The sequence below is a fragment of the Lacrimispora amygdalina genome, from assembly GCF_900205965.1.
In the GTDB taxonomy this organism is placed as follows: Bacteria; Bacillota; Clostridia; order Lachnospirales; family Lachnospiraceae; genus Lacrimispora; species Lacrimispora amygdalina_A.
Genome location: NZ_OAOF01000017.1, coordinates 101,754 through 124,156, shown reverse-complemented (window position 1 = coordinate 124,156; position 22,403 = coordinate 101,754). Strand labels below are relative to the sequence as shown.

General features: G+C 42.7%; 20 protein-coding genes. All 20 read right to left on the bottom strand.

Translation table 11 applies throughout. The features are described 5' to 3' along the window. Nucleotides 1–15 precede the first annotated feature (15 nt). The gene (gene rseP, locus CRO04_RS19930) at nucleotides 16–1,077 is read right to left on the bottom strand and encodes an RIP metalloprotease RseP (protein WP_097005995.1); all 1,062 of its coding nucleotides are present in this window, start codon (nucleotides 1,075–1,077) and stop codon (nucleotides 16–18) included. Between the two features lies 1 nt (nucleotide 1,078). Beyond that, the gene (locus CRO04_RS19925) at nucleotides 1,079–2,221 is read right to left on the bottom strand and encodes a 1-deoxy-D-xylulose-5-phosphate reductoisomerase (RefSeq protein WP_097005994.1); all 1,143 of its coding nucleotides are present in this window, start codon (nucleotides 2,219–2,221) and stop codon (nucleotides 1,079–1,081) included. A 61-nt stretch (nucleotides 2,222–2,282) separates the two neighbouring features. Then, nucleotides 2,283–3,083, bottom strand: a complete 801-nt coding sequence (locus CRO04_RS19920; protein WP_097005993.1) for a phosphatidate cytidylyltransferase — start codon at nucleotides 3,081–3,083, stop codon at nucleotides 2,283–2,285. 19 nt (nucleotides 3,084–3,102) lie between these two features. Next, on the bottom strand, nucleotides 3,103–3,825 hold the full coding sequence (locus CRO04_RS19915; RefSeq protein ID WP_097005992.1) for an isoprenyl transferase: 723 nt from the start codon (nucleotides 3,823–3,825) through the stop codon (nucleotides 3,103–3,105). A 60-nt stretch (nucleotides 3,826–3,885) separates the two neighbouring features. Further along, nucleotides 3,886–4,440 (bottom strand): ribosome recycling factor, encoded by a 555-nt coding sequence (gene frr / locus CRO04_RS19910; RefSeq protein WP_097005991.1) that lies wholly within the window; start codon nucleotides 4,438–4,440, stop codon nucleotides 3,886–3,888. A 14-nt stretch (nucleotides 4,441–4,454) separates the two neighbouring features. Next, complete coding sequence (pyrH, locus tag CRO04_RS19905; RefSeq protein WP_097005990.1) at nucleotides 4,455–5,156, bottom strand: UMP kinase; 702 nt, start codon at nucleotides 5,154–5,156, stop codon at nucleotides 4,455–4,457. A 155-nt stretch (nucleotides 5,157–5,311) separates the two neighbouring features. Then, a complete protein-coding gene (locus CRO04_RS19900) occupies nucleotides 5,312–7,012 on the bottom strand; it encodes a peptide ABC transporter substrate-binding protein (RefSeq protein ID WP_097005989.1) in 1,701 nt (566 codons plus the stop codon). A gap of 111 nt (nucleotides 7,013–7,123) precedes the next feature. Further along, nucleotides 7,124–8,101 (bottom strand): ABC transporter ATP-binding protein, encoded by a 978-nt coding sequence (locus tag CRO04_RS19895; protein WP_207654486.1) that lies wholly within the window; start codon nucleotides 8,099–8,101, stop codon nucleotides 7,124–7,126. Then, a complete protein-coding gene (locus tag CRO04_RS19890; RefSeq protein WP_097005987.1) occupies nucleotides 8,101–9,111 on the bottom strand; it encodes an ABC transporter ATP-binding protein in 1,011 nt (336 codons plus the stop codon). The genes CRO04_RS19895 and CRO04_RS19890 overlap by 1 nt, the downstream gene beginning before the upstream one ends. Nucleotides 9,112–9,127: 16 nt before the next feature. Next, nucleotides 9,128–10,168 (bottom strand): ABC transporter permease, encoded by a 1,041-nt coding sequence (locus CRO04_RS19885; protein ID WP_097005986.1) that lies wholly within the window; start codon nucleotides 10,166–10,168, stop codon nucleotides 9,128–9,130. A 17-nt stretch (nucleotides 10,169–10,185) separates the two neighbouring features. After that, complete coding sequence (locus CRO04_RS19880; RefSeq protein WP_097005985.1) at nucleotides 10,186–11,103, bottom strand: ABC transporter permease subunit; 918 nt, start codon at nucleotides 11,101–11,103, stop codon at nucleotides 10,186–10,188. Nucleotides 11,104–11,230: 127 nt separating this feature from the next. After that, nucleotides 11,231–12,154: a translation elongation factor Ts gene (gene tsf, locus CRO04_RS19875; protein WP_097005984.1), complete on the bottom strand. Its 924-nt coding sequence runs from the start codon at nucleotides 12,152–12,154 to the stop codon at nucleotides 11,231–11,233. 110 nt (nucleotides 12,155–12,264) lie between these two features. After that, nucleotides 12,265–13,005, bottom strand: a complete 741-nt coding sequence (rpsB, locus tag CRO04_RS19870) for a 30S ribosomal protein S2 (protein WP_097006003.1) — start codon at nucleotides 13,003–13,005, stop codon at nucleotides 12,265–12,267. Nucleotides 13,006–13,252: 247 nt separating this feature from the next. Then, the gene (codY, locus tag CRO04_RS19865) at nucleotides 13,253–14,059 is read right to left on the bottom strand and encodes a GTP-sensing pleiotropic transcriptional regulator CodY (RefSeq protein WP_097005983.1); all 807 of its coding nucleotides are present in this window, start codon (nucleotides 14,057–14,059) and stop codon (nucleotides 13,253–13,255) included. 132 nt (nucleotides 14,060–14,191) lie between these two features. Beyond that, nucleotides 14,192–16,261, bottom strand: coding sequence for a type I DNA topoisomerase (topA, locus tag CRO04_RS19860; RefSeq protein WP_097005982.1), 2,070 nt, complete (start codon nucleotides 16,259–16,261; stop codon nucleotides 14,192–14,194). Nucleotides 16,262–16,275: 14 nt separating this feature from the next. Beyond that, a complete protein-coding gene (gene dprA, locus CRO04_RS19855; RefSeq protein WP_097005981.1) occupies nucleotides 16,276–17,376 on the bottom strand; it encodes a DNA-processing protein DprA in 1,101 nt (366 codons plus the stop codon). Continuing rightward, nucleotides 17,369–18,910 (bottom strand): YifB family Mg chelatase-like AAA ATPase, encoded by a 1,542-nt coding sequence (locus tag CRO04_RS19850; RefSeq protein WP_097005980.1) that lies wholly within the window; start codon nucleotides 18,908–18,910, stop codon nucleotides 17,369–17,371. The genes dprA and CRO04_RS19850 overlap by 8 nt, the downstream gene beginning before the upstream one ends. Nucleotides 18,911–19,082: 172 nt before the next feature. Continuing rightward, nucleotides 19,083–19,862 carry a TIGR03915 family putative DNA repair protein gene (locus CRO04_RS19845; protein WP_097005979.1) on the bottom strand — a complete coding sequence of 260 codons (780 nt, stop codon included), beginning with the start codon at nucleotides 19,860–19,862 and terminating at the stop codon, nucleotides 19,083–19,085. After that, nucleotides 19,859–21,187, bottom strand: a complete 1,329-nt coding sequence (locus tag CRO04_RS19840) for a putative DNA modification/repair radical SAM protein (protein WP_097005978.1) — start codon at nucleotides 21,185–21,187, stop codon at nucleotides 19,859–19,861. The genes CRO04_RS19845 and CRO04_RS19840 overlap by 4 nt, the downstream gene beginning before the upstream one ends. A 183-nt stretch (nucleotides 21,188–21,370) precedes the next feature. Then, on the bottom strand, nucleotides 21,371–22,390 hold the full coding sequence (gene galE / locus CRO04_RS19835; RefSeq protein WP_097005977.1) for a UDP-glucose 4-epimerase GalE: 1,020 nt from the start codon (nucleotides 22,388–22,390) through the stop codon (nucleotides 21,371–21,373). Nucleotides 22,391–22,403 lie beyond the last annotated feature (13 nt).

The window sequence follows — 22,403 nt, the reverse complement described above, 5'->3', positions numbered from 1 at the left end:
TCCATATCCACACCTTTATCCGGTAAATCTGCTGATATCATTAAACACTACAAAAATCATCAGAGCCATTAAAGCTGCCATACTGATCATATTCACAAGGCCTTCTTTTTCCGGGTCCATTCGTTTTCCCCGAATTGCTTCTATTATTAAAAACAGCAGCCTTCCACCGTCAAGCGCCGGAATTGGGAGAAGATTCATCACGCCTAAATTGGCACTTAAAAGAATACACATGCTGATAACATTCATAAGTGCCGCAATGACACTGACGGACAGACCTGCTTTTACAGAATCATCGATCATAACCACAATACCAACCGGTCCGCTTAAGTCTTTTACACTGGCTTTTCCAGTAAAAAGCATACCAAGACTCTTCACAGTCAGCTTAACATCATATTTCATCTCCATATATCCATGCCTGATCAGTTCACCGGCATTTGCTGCCTTTTTATTTTCTGGCGCAATTAAAATACCAATCAGATATTTTTTACTTTCCTCAGAATATTCAGGAGTAACAGTCACTGTCTGAATATTCTGATTCCCAGTCTGGGGATCAATTCTTGCAAATTCCACCTGATTCATTTTTTCATCCGGTTTCATCAGCTTGTAAAGAATGTATTCCTGATACATAGAAACATTCTCACCGTTAATTTTTAATAACTTATCGCCTGAACGCATTCCTGCCTCAAAAGCAGGAGAGCCATCTGTTACTTCTTTAATATAAGTGGTATCATAACCGCTCATGCCTACCAGAATCAAAGAAAGTAAGAAGGCCAGAATAAAATTAAATACAGGTCCTGCCGCTATGACAGACATCCTTGCAGGAATTGATTTATTCTGAAACGCCCGTTCGTCCGGATTCTCCTCATCTTCCCCCAGCATCATGCAGGATCCGCCCAGAGGAAGCGCCTTTATGGAATAAGTGGTCTCACCCTTTTTAAAATGTAAGAGACGGGGACCCATACCGATAGAAAATTCCACCACTGCGATTCCACTCATTTTTGCAAACAGAAAATGACCCAACTCGTGAATCAAAACAATTAAACCGAATACCAGAATAGCTACTAAAATACTGGACAAATCACCACCTGCTTTCTATATAATCATAAGCTGCAGCCTCAGCTTCAAGAATCTCTTCAACATTAGGATTCTCTTTTACAGTATGCCCGTTCATCGCTCCCTCTATCATATCTGTGATAGTAAGATATGTAATTTCCCTGTTCAAAAATTTGGCAACTGCCTTCTCATTTGCAGCATTAAAGACAGTTGGAAGCGTTCCGCCGATTCTGCCAGCTTCATAAGCCAGTTTCAATCCCGGAAAATTAACCAGATCCGGTTTTTCAAAATTAATTTGACCCATAGACCAGAAGTCCAGCCGGTCTCCTCTTAGATGTCTCCGCTCCGGGTAATAAAGTGCATACTGGATCGGAAGTTTCATATCCGGAGTCCCCATCTGAGCCATAACCGCCCCATCATCAAATTCTACCATGGAATGGATGATACTCTTAGGCTGAATCACCACTTGTATCTGGTCCATATCCACACCAAACAACCATCTGGCTTCCATTACTTCAAGCCCTTTGTTCACCATCGTTGACGAATCTATGGTAATCTTCCGACCCATGGACCAGTTAGGATGATTTAGTGCATCTTCCACTTTCACATTCCGCAGCGCCTCTCTTGTTTTCCCACGAAAAGGACCGCCGGAAGCAGTCAGCAGTATCTTGTGTACAGATGCCTTGTCTTCTCCGCACAGGCATTGAAAGATTGCGCTGTGCTCACTGTCCACCGGAAGAATTCTGACACCCAGTTTCCTTGCAAGAGGCATAATGATGTGTCCTGCGGTTACCAGCGTTTCTTTATTGGCTAAGGCAATGTCTTTTCCGGCTTCCATTGCAGCTATGGTTGGCCTGATTCCAATCATTCCAACTACTGCAGTAACAACAATTTCTGAACCGTCTTCCACAGCAGTCTCAATTAAGCCATCCATTCCGGAAACAATGCGAACAGGAAGATCTTTCACCCGTACTCTCAGTTCCTTCGCTTTTTCTTCCTCCCATACACAGGCTGTCTTTGGCCTGAATTTTCTGATCTGCTCTTCCAGCAGCAGAATGTTGCTGCCTGCAGCCAAAGCGGTAACTTCAATATCCCCTTGGTTTTCCACCACCTCCAGGGTCTGCGTCCCAATGGATCCTGTTGATCCAAGGATTGCTATTTTCTTCATCTTATGCTGTATACTCCTTTTCTTTTCCTTAATTCGGATTAAGGCAATGCTTTTGTTTGTTTTAACGAATAAATGTAACTACGAAATAAATAACAGGTGCTGTAAATAGCATACTGTCAAAACGATCCAGTATACCTCCATGACCCGGGATCAGTTTACCATAGTCCTTTATCTGATGATCCCGCTTAATCGCAGATGCAGCCAGATCTCCAATGGGAGAAATAAACGCCGCAAATGCACATGCCAGAGTACAGGTAACCTGAGGATAATCTAACACAGTCATAGACTCGCCAAAGATAGTTGCATATAAAAATCCCAGTAAAGAGGCACCAAGAATTCCGCCGATCGCTCCTTCTATGGATTTATGCGGACTGAGTACCGGAGCCAGTTTGTGTTTTCCGATCAGGTTTCCAACACAATATGCACAGGTATCACATCCCCACGAGCTTAAAAACACCAGCCAGACCAGGTATTTCCCATCATTCATAGACCTTATCTGATAAAGGTAGGACAGCATAACAGCCACGTAAAAAAATCCAAAAAACGCTCCTGTTACTTCTTCTGTTTTATATTTTGGAAAAGCAAAAACATAAATACACAGAAGAAGCATCATGAAAACGATAGACATATACAATGCATACTGCTGCATCTGAAACCATAACAGTCCATAATAGACAACAACGATAAAATAACCCATATATCCCATGGGATGGTCATGAATCTTAAGCACACGATAAAGCTCATACAAACCAATCATGGATATAAAAACCGTTGTCGCAAACAGCAGGATTCCGCCGCTTCCTACTGTTATCAGTGCGATCAAAACAAGAACAATTCCGCTTATCAGCCTGGTTGTAAACATCCCGCTTCCTCCCTCGTTATTACTTCACTCCTCCGAATCTCCGTTCTCTGCTATTATACGCCGCAATGGCTTTTTTCATTTCTTCCATATTAAAATCAGGCCAATAGCAGTCCGCCACATAGATTTCCGTATATGCCAACTGCCATAACAGATAATTTGACAGCCTTAATTCCCCACTGGTTCTTATAAGAAGATCCGGGTCAGGTATTCCAATTGTATCCAGATACCCGGCAAAGGTCTCTTCAGTCAATGACTCTGGAGACAGCTTTCCTTCTCTGGTATCTTCCATAATCTTTCTGGCAGCCCGGACAATCTCATCACGTCCGCCGTAATTTACTGCGATAACGAAAGTCAGGCCTGTGTTATTCTTAGTTTCTTCAACCAGACGTCCGATACCATCAATGATATCAGAATCAAAACGCCGTCTGTCTCCAATCACTTTTACCCGTACATTATTTGCCTTTGAGACCTTTAAAAGTCTGACCATATAATAACGAAACAGCTGCATCAAAGCTCCCACTTCCTCAGTGGACCGCTTCCAGTTTTCCGTTGAAAATCCGTAAACCGTTAAATATTTAATTCCAAGCATGGCTGCTTCCTCTACGGTTCGTTCCACAGTAATACAGCCCTCTTTATGTCCCATACTTCGGGGCAATCCCCTCTTTTTTGCCCATCTGCCGTTACCGTCAAGTATGATGGCAACATGCTCCGGGATGACTATGTTTTCCAATTCTTTATCCATTTGTATCACTCCTTTTAAACATAAAACAGGACAGGCATAATGCCTGCCCCCCTGTTTATTTTATACAGTAAGAAGATCCTTTGACTTCTCATCAGTTGCTTTTTCAATCTGCGCAACCATTCTATCCGTTAATTTCTGAATTTTGTCTTCTGCATCAGAAAGCTCATCCTCAGAAATCTCCTCTGCTTTCAACTGTTTCTTAAAGGAATCGTTGGCATCACGGCGAATGTTTCGAATAGCGATTTTCGCTGTTTCTCCTTTTTTCTTAACGTCTTTTACCAGATCTTTTCTGCGCTCTTCTGTCAGTTCCGGAAATACCAGACGAATCACATTGCCGTCATTGGTTGGGTTAATTCCCAGATCAGAGGTAAGAATCGCCTTTTCAATGGCCTTTAACAGACTCTTTTCCCATGGCTGGATCACGATCATACGTGCTTCTGGAATCGTAACATTGCCTACCTGTTGAATCGGTGTGGGAGTTCCATAATAATCCACCCTGATCTTATCCAGTACATGGGGATTGGCACGTCCTGCGCGGATCGTCATAAAATCATTCTCCAGCGCTTTTAATGTCTTGCTCATTTTATCTTCATAAACCTGTAAACTCTCCTGCATATCGTCCTCCTGTTTTATGCGGTCACTATGGTACCGTTTATTTTTCCCTGCATCGCATTGGCAATGCCATCTTTTTCGTTCAAGCTGAATACCGCAAGCGGCATCTTATTTTCCATACACATAATGGAAGCAGTCAGATCAATCACCCCAAGCTGCTTTTCTATCACTTCATTAATGGAAATCTCATCATATTTTACTGCATCAGGATTCACCTTGGGATCACTGTCATATACCCCGTCAATAGCTTTTGCAAGCAGAATACAGTCTGCATCCATCTCAATGGCACGCAGTGCAATCCCTGTATCAGTGGAAAAGTATGGGTGACCGGTTCCTCCGGCAAAAAATACCACGTTTCCCTCTGCAAAATATTGATTCGCCCTGTCCTTGGAAAACAGTTCTGTCATGGAACCGCACTCAAAAGGAGTCAGAATCCGTGTTCCCATACCTGCATTTCTGAAAATCTCTGAAACATAAATGCAGTTCATAATGGTGGCAAGCATACCAATCTGGTCCGCTTTTGTGCGGTCAATTGCATTACTGGTTCTGCCTCTCCAGAAGTTACCTCCGCCTATGACGATCCCTAACTGAACGCCTGCATCAACGGATATCTTAACCTGCCGTGCAACCTCTTTAACAGTGGCTTCCTCAAAGCCTGTCTTACTGGAACCGGCAAGAGCTTCACCGCTGAGTTTTAATAATACACGTCTTGGATTCATAGCTTAAACTCTCCTGTACTTTTGTATTGTCTTAAAAGATTATAGCATACTTTTAAGTGGTTGGAAAGAGGAAGTTTCCCTGCCATTCGATCGTAATGCGCAACAAAAAACATCTGGATATGAAATCCAGATGTTTTTCGTTTGTATATCTATCCTTATTCCATGGTAGCATACTGGAAGAACCAGAAGCCATATGGAGAATGCCATGTTCCTTTTAATTTCGGATTCTGTAACCAGAATTCATTGTAGTATGCAACCGGTGCAACCGCTGCATCATCAAGGATCATTTTTTCAGCCTCATGGAGTTTTGTATAATGCTCATCAAGGTCTGCAGTAGAGTTAGCCTCATTCAGAAGTTTGTCAACTTCAGGATTATTGTACTTTGCACTGTTGTTACCGCTTGTTGACATCATTAAGTTCAGCATGTTGGATGGATCATCATAATCATATACCCAGCCATCACGTGCTGCCTGATAATCGCCTGCACGACGGGTTGGAGTAAAGGTAGACCACTCAACTACTTTAATGTCCATGTTGATTCCAAGTGTTTCTTTCCAGCAGCTCTGTAAATATTCTGCAACTGGCTTATGATAACCTGCATCGTTAATCATATATTCAATGGTCGGGAATCCCTGACCATCCGGATATCCGGCTTTTGCAAGTAATTCTTTTGCTTTTGCTACATCTGCTTCATGATTTTTTACATCGAAGTAGTCACCACCATTAATCTCTCTTGTTACATCTTCAAAGAAAGATCCTTCTTTGGCATCACTGACACCAGGTCCAACGAAGTTGGTTGCTGGAGAGAAGGTTCCCTGCATTACAGTATTAGCAACATAGTCACGATCAATTGCAAGGCTTAATGCCATACGAACGTCCGGATTGTTAAATGGTTCCTTCTGGTTCTGGAAATCGATATAGTAAGTACCCATTAACGGCTCAACATGGAATGCTTCATTTCCTCTTAAACCTGGTACTTCTTCTGTCGGAACATCCTTAATCAGAGCAACTTCACCAGTCTGATATGCGCTGTAAGCTGCGTTGGAATCTTCCATTAAAACAAATTTCAGAGTGTTTACAGTAACTTTATCAGCACCCCAGTAATTTTCATTCTTAGCAAATGTAATATGAGAACCTGGTACCCACTCAGTCATCTTGAACGGTCCATTAGAAACATAAGTTTCAGGTTTTAATGTCCACTGATCGCCATTTGCATCAACAGATGCCTTCTGAACAGGAGACATGGTTGCATGAGTAACCAGCTTTGTGAAGTAAACACAAGGAACAGCCAGTTCAACAACAAATGTCTTGTCATCTGGTGCACTTACACCAAGTGCATCAATATTACCTTCTGATGCTTCTTTATAGCCTTTTACATATCCTAACATATCAACACTATATGGAGCTGCTGTATTCGGATCTGCAATTCTCTTCCATGAATAAACAAAGTCACTGGCAGTTAACGGAGTACCATCACTCCATTTTAAGCCATCACGAAGATGGAATGTATAGGTAAGTCCATCCTCTGATACATCATAAGATTCTGCCTGTCCCGGAACAATCTTGTTATTCTGGTCCACAATAAGCAGAGTTTCAAAAGCCTGTACAATCATGTTTGCACCGTCAACAGCACTATTTAAAGCAGGATCAATGGTCTCCGGATCCGGTCCAATCTGTACCGCAAGATCAAGGCCTGTGGTTGTTCCTTCCGCGGGGGCTGCAGTCTCGCCATTTGCTGCTGCAGTTGTATTAGTCTCTGCGCCAGTTGTAGGCTCAGCTGATTTACTGCCGCCGCAAGCGGAAAGAATCAAACCGGATGCCAAAACTGCTGCCAATACAAGTGACATTTTTTTCATAGTTATTCCTCCTATAAAATTATTTTAATTAACGCAGTAGCACTTTATCCGGCTACTGCGCCAATTCATTTTCTAAGCATAACATAAAAGCAGTAAAAGTTCAATCTAATTTTAATTCACTTTATCAAGATGATGACAAGCGGCATAATGGCCGGAGGATACTTCTCTCCATTCCGGTTCGGAAGCTGCACAAAGCTCGTCTGCATAAGGACAGCGTGTACGGAACCGGCATCCAGATGGCGGATTCACCGGACTTGGCACATCTCCTTCCAGAACAATTCTCTGGGATGTGCGGCTGGTCTTAGGATCTGCAATGGGAATCGCAGAAATCAGGCTCTTTGTATAAGGATGAACACTGTGGAATGTCAGCTCATAACTGTCTGCCAGTTCCACCAGCTTTCCTAAATACATAACTCCGATACGGTTAGAGATATGCTTTACGATAGAAAGATCATGGGCAATAAACAAATAAGTCAGTCCTCTTTCTTCCTGAAGCTGCTCAAACATATTTACTACCTGCGCCTGAATGGAAACATCCAATGCAGAGACAGGTTCATCACACACAATAAACTGGGGATCAACTGCAAGGGCACGGGCAATTCCCACACGCTGACGCTGGCCGCCTGAGAACTCATGGGGATAGCGGTTTGCATGTTCGGAGTTTAAACCAACCGTAGAAAGAACAGAAATAATCTGATCCTGACGGTCTTTTTTGCTGGCTGCCAGATGATGGATATCAATGGCTTCACCAATGATATCTCCTACTGTCATACGAGGATCGAGACTTGCATAAGGATCCTGGAAAACAATCTGCATCTTCTGACGGTAAGGGAGCATGTTTGCCTTTGTAATATCTTCCCCTTCAAAATAAATTTTTCCAGCTGTAGGCTCATAAAGGCGGAGCAAAGTACGGCCAGTAGTTGTTTTACCACAGCCGGACTCTCCTACAAGTCCCAGAGTCTCTCCCTTTTTGATTCCAAATGAAACATTATCAACAGCCTTAACCACTTTTTTTTCAAATAATTTGCCACCGGCAACCGGGAAGTACTGCTTTAAATTTTCAACTTCTACCAGATATTTTTGATCCATTATGCCTCTCCCTTCTGCGCCTGTTGTTTTTCAAACTCCTGTTTCTGCATCAGCCAGCAGGCACTGTAATGAATTTCAGATATATCTGTATACGGCGGCATTTCACGAAGGCAGATCTTCATGCAGGATCTGCATCTGGGTGCAAACGGACATCCTGCAGGCGGATTAAGCATATCAACCGGACTTCCTTCAATCGGAATCAGTTTGCTGTGTTCTTTTTCAGTCAGCTTCGGAATACTCCGGATCAGACCTTTTGTATATTCATGGCATGGGTTATAAAAAATATCATCGGCCTCCCCATACTCTACTACTTTGCCGGCATACATAACTGCGATACGGTCACACATATTGGCAACAACACCCAGATCGTGAGTGATCATGATAATTGCCATACCAAGCTTCTCTTTTAATTCCATCATGAGTTCCAGAATCTGCGCCTGAATTGTAACATCAAGAGCTGTAGTCGGCTCATCCGCAATCAGAAGCTTTGGCTCACATGCCAGTGCAATAGCGATCATAACTCTCTGACGCATACCTCCGGACAACTCATGAGGATACTGTTTCAGCCGCTTCTCCGGCTCATTGATTCCAACCAGAGTCAGAAGCTCTTTGGCCCGTTCTCTAGCCTGTTTGGAATTTTTATTGGTATGAAGCATAATTACTTCACAAATCTGGTTCCCAATTGTATATACCGGATTTAAACTGGTCATGGGATCCTGGAAAATAATTGAAATTTCGTTTCCACGTATTTTCCGCATTTCTTTTTCCGTCATTTTATCAATCTGATGACCGTTAAACTGCAAAGAACCTCCCAGGAAACGCCCTGGATATGCAGTAAGTCCCATCAGGCTGTAGGCTGTTACAGATTTTCCTGATCCGGATTCACCAACAATACCCAGAACTTCTCCTTCACGCAGATGAAACGAAACATCATTTAAAGCCTTAACTTCCCCTGCCGGAGTAAAGAAAGAAAGACGTTCATTCTCAATATTAACTAAATATTCACTCATTCCTATCTTCCCTCCTTTAATCTTTCAGTTTCGGGTCAAACGCATCCCGAAGGCCGTCGCCTAACAGATTGAAACTTAAAATAATAACCGAAATCATCAGTGCCGGTGCAAACAAACGGTGAGGATAACTCTGCAGACCATTTAATGCTGCACTCGCAAGACTTCCCAGGGAAGGCATAGGTGCAGCCACTCCCAGACCAAGGAAGCTTAAAAAGCTCTCGGTAAAGATAGAAGAAGGAATCTGAAGGGTTGTAGTAACAATTAATGTACCGATACAGTTGGTAAGCAGATGTTTTTTAATAATATGTCCGCTGGAAGCTCCCAGTGCTCTTGCCGCAGTTACATATTCCTGTTCTTTTAAAATCAGGATCTGGCTTCTGACAATACGGGCCATACCAACCCAGTAAAGCAGGGCAAAAACAACAAAAATACTGATTAAGTTAACACCGATCACCTGAATCCACTGAAAACCAGGCCTTTGGGCAAGAGCCTTTAACGGCTGATCAAAAGCTACTGATAAAAGTACAATGATTAATATATCAGGAACTGTATAAATCATATCCACAATACGCATCATGATCATATCCACCCAGCCTCCGAAGAATCCGGCAATGGAACCATAAAGAGAACCAATCAATAAGATAATGGCTGATGCAACCAGTCCAACCGTAAGGGAGACACGGCTGCCCATCATAACGCGGACTGCATAGTCACGTCCCAGATTATCGGTTCCTAAAATATGAGGGAATACACTCTCCCCTGCATCCATGGAAGCCAGCTCTTTTTCAGAGTACTGCATAGGAGACAGATTCTCACTACCACGAATCTGCTGTTCATAGCTGTATGGATATAACTGTGGTACAACAAATGACAGCATAAATACAACGATGATTACAAACAGGCTGACCATCGCAATTTTATTCTTTTTTAAACGTCTGATTCCATCTTTCCAGAACCCGACACTTTTCCGCATGACAGTAAGGCTTTCTTTTTCCGCATCACTGGCAAGGAGAAAGTCTTCCACATTAAGCTGTAATGATATTTTATTCTTTGGCATCCTCTTTCTCCTTTCTCTTATTTCAGATTGATACGTGGGTCAATAAATTTATAAGCGACATCAACCAGCACATTCATCACAACCATCAAAGAAGCAAGGAAAATCGTGGTACCCATAATAAGCGGATAGTCACGTCCTGTAATGGAGCCGATAAATTCAGATCCCAGTCCTGGAATTGTAAAAATCTTTTCTACGATAAAGCTTCCAGTTACAGTGTAAGCCAGCAGCGGTCCCAAATATGTAACCACTGGAAGAATAGCATTACGAAGTGCATGTTTGAAAATGCTCACCAGCTGAGAAAGTCCCTTGGCGCGGGCTGTTCTCATATAGTCCTGACCCATAACATCCAGCATGGAGGAACGCATCAGTCTCGCAATGTAGGATGAAGGATAAAGAGCAAGTGCCATAACCGGCATTATATAATTTTTCCAGGATGCAAGTCCGTACGTAGGCAGAAGCCCCAGTTTTAAGCTGAGAATATACATCAGTATGGTACATACCACAAAGCTGGGAACCGCTATACCACAGGTGCTGAAAACAATAATAATATTATCCACCATGGTTCCTCGTTTAAACGCAGCAATGCTTCCGAGAGGAACACCAATGAGAACTGCAGTTAAAATAGCAATTCCGCCGATTCTCGCAGAAACAGGAAATTTTGATCCTATAATCATGTTAACGGTACGTCCACGCTGTTTTACGCTTAATCCCAGATCTCCATGTAAAATATCTTTCATATAAGTTGCATACTGTACGCTTAACGGCTTATCCAGTCCATATTTTTCATTTAATGCCGCCTGGGCCTGTGGGCTGATTGCCTTTTCTGACATGAATGGCCCTCCAGGTACCATGTTCATGACAAAAAATGTAACCGTAGCAACAGCAAAAATTGTTACAATCGCCATAGCAATACGTTTAATAATATAATTAGCCACTCTCATCAACTCCTTTTGTAGGTGTATCCCTCCGACTGGAAACATTTGTCAATCGGAAACGGACACTGTTTGAATAGAAAAATCCCATGGATACCCATGGGATTCCCCCCAGAATCCTGTTACAAGATTACTGCATCTGTTTTGCAACTTCTTCTGCAAAGTTCTCTTCTTTCTTCTCAAGGCCTTCGCCTGTCTCGAAACGAACAAACTTTCTGACTTCAACTTTTCCGCCGACTTCTTTAGAAACCTGCTCTAAATACTTTCCAACAGTTAAGTCACCATCTTTTACATAAGCCTGATCTACCAGACAAAACTCTTTTAATTCTTTATTCAAACGGCCAACAATCATCTTTTCAATGATTGCATCTGGCTTGTCCGGATTTTCATTCTTAGCCTGTACTTTTAAGATCTCTGTTTCATGATCAATGAATTCCTGAGAAATTTCATCTCTCTTTACATACTTTGGATTTAAAGCAGCAATCTGCATTGCTATATTCTTTAACGCTTCTTTTACAGCATCGTTTACTACTTCTGCGCCAGCTTCAATCAGAACACCGATTCTTCCGCCGCCGTGAATATAATCAACAACTACACCATCTGTTGTAATTTTCTCAAATCTTCTGATGTTCATGTTCTCGCCAATTACTGAAATCTGGCTGGATAATGCCTGTGCTACAGTTAAGGAACTGTCACCAATCCAGGACTCAGCCATGAACGTATCCATATCTTTTGCTTCTGTATTAAGAACCTGAGAAACCACGTCTGCTACATAGCTCTGGAACTGAGCGTTCTTAGCAACGAAGTCTGTCTCACTGTTAACCTCTACGATAGCTCCGGATTTTCCATCCTCACTTACTACAGTTGTAACAACACCTTCTGCAGCAATTCTTCCTGCCTTTTTAGATGCAGCTGCAAGTCCTTTCTCTCTTAAGAACTCTACTGCCTTGTCCATATCACCGTCAGTCTGTGCAAGAGCTTTCTTGCAATCCATCATACCTGCACCGGTCATCTCTCTTAATTCTTTTACCATTCCAGCTGTAACTGCTGCCATTCGTTTTCCCTCCATCATCGATTAACGTCATTGATATTTTAAAAGGTCTGTTCAAAAAAATATGCTCCGACCCGCCATTCAGCAGACCGAAGCATACATTCGTCTGAATTTTAAGCCTCTACAGTCTCTTCTAACTCCTGAGCTGCTTCTGCTTCCTCAGCTACTGCCTCGCCCTGGTTTGCTTCGATTACTGCGTCTGCCATCTTGGATACAATTAACTTAACAGCTCTAATCGCATCATCATTACCTGGGATTACGAAATCAAGTTCTTCAGGATCACAGTTTGTATCAGCAATGCCGATTAACGGAATACCCAGTGTGTGAGCTTCCTGAACGCAGATTCTTTCTTTCTTCGGATCTACAACAAAAATTGCATCCGGAACCTTTTTCATATCTTTGATTCCGCCTAAGTTCTTCTCTAACTTTTCCCATTCTTTCTTAAGTGCAATTACTTCTTTCTTTGGAAGCACTTCAAAAGTACCATCCTGGGACATAGTCTCGATCTGTTTTAATCTTGCAACTCTGGACTGAATTGTCTTGAAGTTTGTAAGCATACCGCCCAGCCATCTTTCATTTACGAAATACATACCGCAGCGCTCTGCCTCAGACTTAATAGCGTCCTGAGCCTGTTTCTTTGTACCAACAAAAAGAATCTTACCGCCTTCTGCAGCAATATCAGATACTGCCTTATAAGCTTCATCTACTTTCACAACAGACTTCTGTAAGTCGATGATGTAGATACCATTTCTCTCTGTGTAAATATACGGAGCCATCTTAGGGTTCCATCTTCTGGTCTGATGACCGAAGTGCACGCCAGCTTCCAAAAGCTGCTTCATTGAAATAACGCTCATGTTATTACCTCCATTGGTTTTACTTCCGTCCGTTTCTCTTACTTCCGAGGAGACCATATCATGGCACCTTCCTCCAGAATCCGCAGACGTGTTTTTTGTAAGCCTTGCTAGTATAGCATAATATCAGATGCGATGCAAGTAATTTTTTTATAACTCATGTCCAAAACGGGAGATCTCTGTCTGGAATGCGCAAAAAAGGTAATCATCGCTGATTACCTTTTTTTAGCTTTTTTATGCATAATAAAGCTTATATATCGCGGCGTTCCGGAATCATCTTGGTATTGCCTGCTTTTATGGATTTCAGTTCGTCAAACACCACATCATTTAAAACCTTGATATAGGTACCTTTCATACCGGACGATCTGGATTCAATCACGCCGGCACTTTCAAACTTCCTCAGTGCATTGACAATTACTGAGCGGGTAATTCCAACGCGGTCTGCTATTTTGCTTGCCACAAGAATACCTTCATTTCCATCCAGTTCCTCGAAGATATGTGTGATGGCTTCCAGTTCGGAAAACGATAAGGTGCTGATGGCTGACTTCACAATCTGAACCTTTCTTGTTTCTTCTGCATTCTCCTCGTTTACGGATCTCATCATTTCAAGTCCTACAACAGTTGTGCCATATTCGCTTAAAATGATATCGTCAATATCATACTGGTCATCCGATTTATAGATAAACAGTGTTCCAAGTCTCTCCCCTGCTATGTCAATCGGTGTGATGATGGCCTGATATTTTCTGATGTTATCACTTGTAAAACCAAGCGTTTCCAAGTTTACATTCTCTTTTGTAGAGAGAATACTGAGCAGTCGTTCATTCAGCATGGTATCCACATAACCGCCTACCTGATCTGCAATCAGTTCCTGAATCTCTACAATGTCAGGCGTAAGACCTACGCCAAGCACCTTACCCTTCTTGCTGATAACAAGAATATTGGAATTCAGGATCTCGGTAAGCACTTCACAAATATCGTTAAATACGACCTTATGCGAATTATTGTTATGCAATAATTTGTTAATTTTTCTAGTTTTGTCCAACAACTGTACGCTCATTGCCGAAAACCTCCTTTATAATTAATGTGAAAATTCGAAAAACGCTTTTAATAATTAAATATTATCACTATTATTTTCAAATAACAATAGTTTTTTGAAGATTTTCGAATTTCTTAATAATATTTCTATTTGCTATTTATCGGTACTGTATCCGCACTGTTCGTTGGAACACAGCAACTTATTGCCCTTTTCAACCATATAAGAACCACATTTCGTACATTTCTGGGTGGAAGGCTTTTGCCATGACATAAAATCACATTCAGGATTAGCTTCGCAGCCATAATAAATTCTGCCCTTTTTTGTCTTTTTAATCACGACATCCTTACCGCACTTCGGACAGGGCACTCCTGTCTTTTCCAGATAAGGTTTCGTATTCTTGCATTCCGGAAAGCCAGGACATGCAAGGAATTTACCGTGGGGTCCATATTTGATAACCATATTGCGACCGCACAGCTCACAGATTTCTTCTGTCACTTCATCAGCTATGGTAACAGATTCAAGCTCAACAAGTGCTTTATCAACCGCTTCCTTCAAATCAGGATAGAAATTTTTCACAACCGTCTTCCATTGCACGGTGCCGTCTCCCACTTTATCCAGAAGATATTCCAGATTGGCAGTAAATGTCACGTCTACAATGCTGGAGAAGCTTTGTTTCATCATACTGTTGACTACCTCTCCAAGTTCTGTCACATACAGGTTTTTATTTTCTTTTGCCACATAACGTCTGGCAATAATTGTTGTTATTGTAGGAGCATAAGTACTTGGCCGTCCAATTCCCTGTTCTTCCATTGCTTTTACCAGAGATGCTTCCGTAAAATGAGCCGGAGGCTGGGTAAAATGCTGACTGTTTTCCAGCTTCTCTAATTTAAGTATACTGCCTTTTTCCAGATTACCGAGAAGTATATTATTATCTTCCTTCTCTTCCTCCTGCACATAGACAGACATAAAACCATCAAACTGCAGCTTTGATGCGGAAAGAGTAAACAGATAGTCTCCCGCTTTTACCTTTACAGAAGTAGTCTCATATACGGCCGGCTGCATTCTGCTGGCTGCAAATCTCTTCCAGATCAGCTGATAGAGACGGAATAAATCTCTCTGCAGAGACTCTTTTACGATCACCGGCGTCAGTGCAATATCAGTAGGACGGATTGCCTCGTGGGCATCCTGTATTTTAACATTGCTTTTTTTACTCTGCTCTCCGTTTGCCAGATAGCGGCTGCCGTACTGTTTTTCTATAAACTCTCTTGCTGCAACATCCGCCTCTTCTGCAATTCTGGTAGAATCGGTTCTTAAATAAGTGATGAGACCTACCGTGCCATGACCGGCTACCTCCACACCTTCATATAACTGCTGCGCCAAACGCATCGTCTTCTGTGTTGAAAAATTAAGTACCTTAGACGCTTCCTGCTGAAGTGTACTGGTGGTAAATGGAATCGGAGCTTTCTTGACCCGTTCTCCTGTCTTCACATCTTCCACCCGGTATTCTTTATCTTGAAGTCCGGTAAGAATACTATCCAGTTCTTTCTTATTATGAATTGCAATTCTGCCGTTACTGTCACCATAGAACTTGGCAGTCAGTGTCTTTTTGCTTCCTTCCTGCTTGAGGGCAGCGTCCAGATTCCAGTATTCTTCCGGTATAAATGCATTAATATCCTCTTCCCGGTCGCAGATCAGACGCAGAGCCACAGACTGAACACGCCCTGCACTTAAACCTCTTTTCACCTTTGCCCAAAGAAGGGGGCTGATCATGTATCCAACCATACGGTCCAGAACTCTTCTGGCCTGCTGGGCATCCACCAGATTCATGTCAATGTCTCTGGGGGTTTTCAAAGAAGTCTTCACAGCATTCTTGGTGATTTCATTGAAACTGATCCGATATACCTGTTTTTCTGACACCTCATCTAATTTCAAAGCCTTCATTAAATGCCAGGAAATCGCTTCTCCTTCACGGTCAGGGTCAGTTGCGAGATAGATCTTATCCGCTTTTTTCACTTCTTTTCTCAGCTTTGCAAGAATATCTCCTTTTCCTCTGATCGTTATATATTTTGGATCAAAATCATGTTCCACATCGATTCCCATCTGACTCTTGGGCAGATCCCTTACATGTCCGTTGGAGGCATCCACTTCATAGTTCGCCCCCAGGAACTTTTTTATAGTTTTTACTTTTGCGGGTGACTCCACAATTACTAAACAGTTAGCCATACCAAACTCCTCGCCTATTGTTTCTTACCATAATATTGATGAGATGTCTGCACAATGCCGCCCTTTAATTCTAATTCCAAAAGAACACTCATACACTCGCTTACAGACAATCCACTGCAACTTACAATCTCTTCCAGATTTTTTGGTTGTAAATCTAGGCAACTATACACCATTTTTTCTTTTTTGGCAAGCCCGTTCTTATTTTTTTCATCAACTCTTAATATTTTCCCACTCTGCAAATTGAAATATTGCAGCACGGTTTCAGGAGTCAGTAAAACGCCTGCACCTTCTGAAATCAGGCAATTACAGCCTGCGCTGAGGGGGTCTGATACCCTCCCGGGAAGAGCAAAAATTTCTTTTCCCTGTTCCAGTCCAAGATTTGCAGTAATTAAAGATCCGCTTTTCTCCCGTGCCTCAATCACCAGAATAACATCAGACATACCGCTTATAATCCGGTTTCTCATGGGGAAATTTTGGGGTTTGGGAGGTTCGTCAGGCATAAACTCTGTTATAATACCTCCACATTGAACCATACGTCTGTATAATCCATAATTTTCTTTCGGGTAACAAATGTTTATTCCGCACCCCAACACTCCATACGTCTCATGTCCCGCTTCCAGAGCCCCCTCATGTCCCGCTCCGTCAATTCCGTTAGCCAGTCCGCTGATGATTGCCACACCTGCAGCCGCCAGCTCCCTGGCCAGATATACGGCCATCTGACGCCCGTAATTGGTGCAGTTTCTGGCTCCGATTATGGCAGCTGCCGGTTTATCCTCACCAGGCAGCTTCCCCTTAACAAACAATGCCGTAGGATATCCATAAACGGACAGAAGACGTTTGGGATAATCAGGATCAAAATGAGCAATAAACCGGATTCCATTTTTTTTCAGCTGCTCCAGCTGTCTGCGGCTGGAATCCATATGTTTCCTTTGTTGCTCCAAAAATAAAATCTCATTTTCTTTCAGCAGTCCGCAGTTTTCCAGTTGCTTTCTTTCTATATTATATATCTTCCTGTAACTTCCCATGTAATCATATAACTTTTTTATCTTAACTGCTCCAAGAAAAGGAATGTGGGAAAGCCAGTACAGGTATTCCCGTTCTTCCAGATTATCCATAGATACCTCCCCAAAAACTGCCTTCCCGGCTGCGCAGGCCTGCAGCTTCAGCCAGATGAACTTTAGTGATTTTTTCAGAACTTTCCAGATCTGCAATGGTTCTTGCAAGTTTAAGAATCTTTTCATACCCACGGACACTGAGTCCCATGGATTCATAGATCTGTTTTAGAAATGAAGTCTCTTTTTTATCGAGAATGCAGAATCTTTCCAGATCCGGCTTTTTCATAAAACTGTTAAATCGTATACCGGTCCCCCGAAAACGCTTCAGCTGCATGGACCTGGCCTGTTCAATACGGTTTCGAATGGATGCAGACGATTCCCCCTTTTCCCCTTGTTGCAGTTCCTCGTAGCTCACCGGACTTGATTGGGCGCAGATATCGATTCTGTCCAGAATTGGCTTTGAAATCCGTCCCAGGTATTTATTTACCTGGCTTACCGAACATCTGCATCTTGTCCTGTCAGGGTAAAAACCGCAGGGACAGGGATTCATAGCTGCAGCTAACAGAAACTTTGCAGGAAATATATAGGACCCATGAGTCCTTGATATGGTAATTTCCCCTTCTTCCAAGGGCTGTCTTAAAATCTCAATGGTTGATTTTTGAAACTCAGAAAATTCATCCAGAAACAGAACCCCTCCAGACGCCAGGGTGATCTCCCCAGGTTTTGGGATTCGTCCGCCCCCTGCAAGTGCCTGAGAAGTGATGGTATGATGAGGGCTGCGGAATGGACGGATATCCATAACCGGATTTTCTCCGGAGAGCAAGCCGCAGACGCTGTATATTTTTGAAATTTCCATAATCTCTTCCCAGGAAAGAGATGGCATAATGGTAGGAATTCTGCTGGCAAACATAGTCTTACCTGTGCCTGCCGGCCCAATATACATAATATTATGCATGCCGGCGACAGCTACTTCTGTTGCGCGTCTTAGAAACGGCTGGCCTCCAATATCTGAAAAATCCACATCGTAACTTTTACCTGCAGATCCCGGTACTGTGTGGTCAGTCGGTAAATCTGGTAATTTTTTACCCCCATTTAGATAGTCCGTTAATTCTTTTAAGTTATTCAGCCCCACAATCCTTATGCCATTTGTAACAGATCCTTCTCCCCTGTTTTCCCTGGGAAGATAACAAGTTGTTTTACCGTCCTTTTTTGCAGCAAGAGCAATGGAGAGAGCCCCGCGTACCGGTTTAACCGTACCATCTAATCCCAGTTCTCCTGAGAACACGCAGTCGGACAAACCAGAAGACGCAATCATCCCAGAGGCTGATAAGATAGCTATCGCAATAGGTAGATCGAACGCAGTCCCTTCTTTCCTGATATCCGCAGGGGAAAGATTGATGGTTATCTTTTTGGCAGGAATACGAAATCCGGAATTTTTAATGGCAGTCCTGACTCTGTCCTGCGCTTCTTTTACCTGGGAAGAAAGATAACCGACCATGGAAAAACCTGGCAGACCATCGCTTACATCAGCCTCCACGAGAATGGGGACACCTTCAATACCAATGATGCCAATACTATGTACTTTACTATACAATGAAACGCTCCTTTCCTAATATAAAGGATATAAAATGGAATATTATGCAGAAATGCATTTGGAATATCCGGAATCGGATTAAATTAATAATAACTGAAAAAGCAGAAAAAGGCAACTATTTTCTCACTTTTTCTGCTTTTAGCGAAACTATGCCGGGCATTGTAAAACCTCGTCAGACATCTCTTAATCCCTGGGAAAATTCAGGCATATATGGTCTGTAACGAAGGGGCATATGGTTCATCTGACAGACCGGATTTGTACGCTCCCTGATGGAAATGCTCTTCCTGAAACGCTTAAAAAGGTCTTCATATTCATCTTCATCCGACGTTTTTCGCATCTTATCTTCCCACTGGGGAGACAGAAGTTCTGTCAGATACCAGGGCCGAAACGCAGGGTGAAGAACCGCTTTATTTCTATTTGTATCATATAATACCCAGTTCTCACCTGAAAGCCGATCTGCAAAATGTGGTGCCAGAAGCACAATCACATCATTCTTAGGGCCTATTCTGCTTACCAGCAGATCGCCTTCCATCTCTGAAAACCGTACAAATCCAGTGAGAAGATGAGTCTCGTTATCGACAAAACGGCACATTTGAAATACATCATATACAGCCTGGATCTGCAGCATGCTGACAATACGGGCACCGGTGCGAAAGCCATGGATCAGGAAACGATAGATCTTATCTGCCCGCCCGCTGTCATTACTTAAGGCAGCTTTATAAACAGCTTCATAAGCTTCCTCCGAAATCTTATTTCTAATTGCCGTTATCACCTTATCAGCCTTTTGGGCATCAGCGGGAACTTCTTCGTACTGGCAAAACAATTCCATCGTCGCACCATCATCCCTGAGCCGGAGCATGACATTATCGTGCCCCCTTTTACTGGACCATGCGTGATAAACACCGCTTAAAATTCCTTCTATACTGCTGTCACAAAGATATACCGTTTTCATACTAAAATCCCCCCGGAGCCAGTCTGTGCCAGCATGCTGGTATCATCAAACAGAGAAAGCTGGCGATAAGCCGCTGTGGAACTGATATCCCAGACACTTCTCCGCTCTTCTCCCACCAGGTGGCTGGTTATATAATCCTCTTCTATCTTAACCGGATACATCATCTTACCAGAACAGGTAATAAAGTAATGAGCTCTTTTCAGCACCACACCCATCTTCTTTAAAGCATCAAAATCCAGAATTCCATTCCGTCTGGCTGCCAGTATTCTCTTCACTGATTTAACCCCCATACCGGGCACCCTTAAAAGTGTAAAATAATCCGCACGGTTGACCTCAACCGGAAAAAGTTCCAGATGCCTGAGGGCCCAGTCACACTTCGGATCCAGAAAAACATTAAAATTAGGGCGTTCCTCTGAAAGCAGCTCTCCTGCCTGGAATCCATAAAAACGCATCAGCCAGTCTGCCTGATAAAGCCGGTGTTCCCTCAGAAGAGGCGGACCGCCGGGCAGAGCCGGCAGACTGCTGTCCTGATTCACGGGTACAAAGGCGGAATAAAATACTCTCTTCAAATCATAATTTTTATACAATGCCTCTGCAACCATCATCATCTGATAATCATTCTCCGGTGTTGCACCAACAATCATCTGGGTGCTTTGTCCGGCAGGAACAAAAGCAGGAGTTTTCTTGTATTCCATAAGCTCATAACGATTGGTGGCAATCCCATTGCGAATCTGCTTCATAGGCTTTAATATCTTGTCCCGGTTCTTGCCCGGAGCCAGCTTCTTTAACCCCTCTGCAGTGGGCAGTTCTAAGTTAATACTCATACGGTCAGCTAGAAAACCGGTTCTTTCAATCAATAAAGGATCTGCACCAGGAATGGCTTTCACATGGATATATCCATGAAAATGATATTCCTCTCTCAGCTTTTTTAAAGTCTGGTAAATGAGGTCCATGGTATAATCAGCGCTGTTTAAAACACCGGAGCTTAAAAACAGGCCCTCGATATAGTTACGCCGGTAAAACTGTATGGTAAGCTCACAGACTTCCTCCGGAGTAAACGCAGTACGGACAACGTCGTTGGAAGATCTGTTGATGCAATATTTGCAGTCATAAATACACTGATTGGTAAATAAAATCTTCAGCAGAGAGATGCATCTGCCATCTGCAGAAAAACTATGGCAGATACCTGCTTTGCTGGCATTGCCAATGGTTCCTGCCTTCCCCTTTCGGTCCACTCCGCTCGAAGTACATGCCACATCGTACTTGGCAGCATCCGACAATATCTCTAATTTTTCCTGAACACTTAACGCTTCCTGTATTAACATTTCATCACCTCGAACATTTGTTCTTATATCGAATCATAGCATACTTTTTAATTATTTTCAAGCATTTTCGAATATATGTTCTCCCAGACTGCCATTTTTATTATCTTAATACAGGAAAACGGATAACAGAAAAAGACGGCGTAAATCCCCGTCTCTGTCTGTCGCTCATCTATTACTGTTTCATTATTTTTTAAACCCTTCCGGATTATTACTCTGCCATTTCCAGGAATCCCGGCACATTTCTTTCAGACCACGCTCTGCCTTCCATCCAAGCTCTTTCTCAGCTTTTGACGAATCTGCATAGCATGTGGGGATATCTCCAGGCCTGCGTTCCTTAATGGTATAAGGTATTTTCAGATCATTGGCTTCTTCAAATGCATGTATTACATCAAGAACACTGTATCCAATACCTGTTCCCAGATTATAGATCCACACACCACCAGATTTCTTTGACATGGCATTTAACGCTTTCACATGCCCCACTGCCAGATCAACAACATGTATATAATCCCGGACGCAGGTTCCATCCGGGGTATTATAGTCACTGCCGAAAACACCTAAGCGTTCCAGTTTTCCTACCGCCACCTGTGTAATATAAGGAAGAAGATTGTTTGGGATTCCTTTTGGATCTTCTCCAATCCTGCCGGATTCATGGGCTCCAATCGGATTAAAATAACGTAATAGCATGACATTCCACTGGGAATCTGCTGTATTTAAGTCCGTAAGAATTTGCTCCAGCATTCCCTTTGTTCTTCCATAAGGATTGGTGATTTCACCCTTGGGACACTCTTCCGTAATGGGTACAAACTGCGGATCTCCATATACCGTCGCAGAAGAACTGAATACAATATTCTTCACTCCGTGTTTTCTCATCACATCACAAAGCACCAGAGTTCCGGTAATATTGTTATGATAATATTCAAGCGGCATGCCCACGGACTCACCCACTGCCTTCAGGCCGGCAAAATGAATCACACCGTCGATGGTTTCCTTTTCAAAAATCTGATTTAAAGCTTCCCGGTCCAGTAAATCCGCCTCATAAAAATTCAGCTTTTTTCCTGTGATTTCCATCACTCGTTTCATGGATTCCCTGCTTGAATTGCAAAGATTATCTACTACCACTACCTCTAACCCTGCATTCAGCAGTTCCACACAGGTATGACTTCCTATGTATCCTGCACCACCGGTAACTAATATCGCCATGATAACTTCCTCC

Excerpts from the sequence above, each read along its gene's own strand:
- CRO04_RS19915 (WP_097005992.1), bottom strand. The coding sequence starts at position 3,825 with ATGGATAAAGAATTGGAAAACATAGTCATCCCGGAGCATGTTGCCATC.
- rpsB (WP_097006003.1), bottom strand. The coding sequence starts at position 13,005 with ATGAGCGTTATTTCAATGAAGCAGCTTTTGGAAGCTGGCGTGCACTTC.
- topA (WP_097005982.1), bottom strand. The coding sequence starts at position 16,261 with ATGGCTAACTGTTTAGTAATTGTGGAGTCACCCGCAAAAGTAAAAACT.
- galE (WP_097005977.1), bottom strand. The coding sequence starts at position 22,390 with ATGGCGATATTAGTTACCGGTGGTGCAGGATACATAGGAAGTCATACC.
- dprA (WP_097005981.1), bottom strand. The coding sequence starts at position 17,376 with ATGGATAATCTGGAAGAACGGGAATACCTGTACTGGCTTTCCCACATT.
- pyrH (WP_097005990.1), bottom strand. The coding sequence starts at position 5,156 with ATGAATCCAAGACGTGTATTATTAAAACTCAGCGGTGAAGCTCTTGCC.
- frr (WP_097005991.1), bottom strand. The coding sequence starts at position 4,440 with ATGCAGGAGAGTTTACAGGTTTATGAAGATAAAATGAGCAAGACATTA.
- CRO04_RS19925 (WP_097005994.1), bottom strand. The coding sequence starts at position 2,221 with ATGAAGAAAATAGCAATCCTTGGATCAACAGGATCCATTGGGACGCAG.
- CRO04_RS19840 (WP_097005978.1), bottom strand. The coding sequence starts at position 21,187 with ATGTTAATACAGGAAGCGTTAAGTGTTCAGGAAAAATTAGAGATATTG.
- CRO04_RS19885 (WP_097005986.1), bottom strand. The coding sequence starts at position 10,168 with ATGCCAAAGAATAAAATATCATTACAGCTTAATGTGGAAGACTTTCTC.
- codY (WP_097005983.1), bottom strand. The coding sequence starts at position 14,059 with ATGAGCGTACAGTTGTTGGACAAAACTAGAAAAATTAACAAATTATTG.
- CRO04_RS19900 (WP_097005989.1), bottom strand. The coding sequence starts at position 7,012 with ATGAAAAAAATGTCACTTGTATTGGCAGCAGTTTTGGCATCCGGTTTG.
- CRO04_RS19890 (WP_097005987.1), bottom strand. The coding sequence starts at position 9,111 with ATGAGTGAATATTTAGTTAATATTGAGAATGAACGTCTTTCTTTCTTT.
- CRO04_RS19845 (WP_097005979.1), bottom strand. The coding sequence starts at position 19,862 with ATGAAAACGGTATATCTTTGTGACAGCAGTATAGAAGGAATTTTAAGC.
- CRO04_RS19895 (WP_207654486.1), bottom strand. The coding sequence starts at position 8,101 with ATGGATCAAAAATATCTGGTAGAAGTTGAAAATTTAAAGCAGTACTTC.
- CRO04_RS19920 (WP_097005993.1), bottom strand. The coding sequence starts at position 3,083 with ATGTTTACAACCAGGCTGATAAGCGGAATTGTTCTTGTTTTGATCGCA.
- tsf (WP_097005984.1), bottom strand. The coding sequence starts at position 12,154 with ATGGCAGCAGTTACAGCTGGAATGGTAAAAGAATTAAGAGAGATGACC.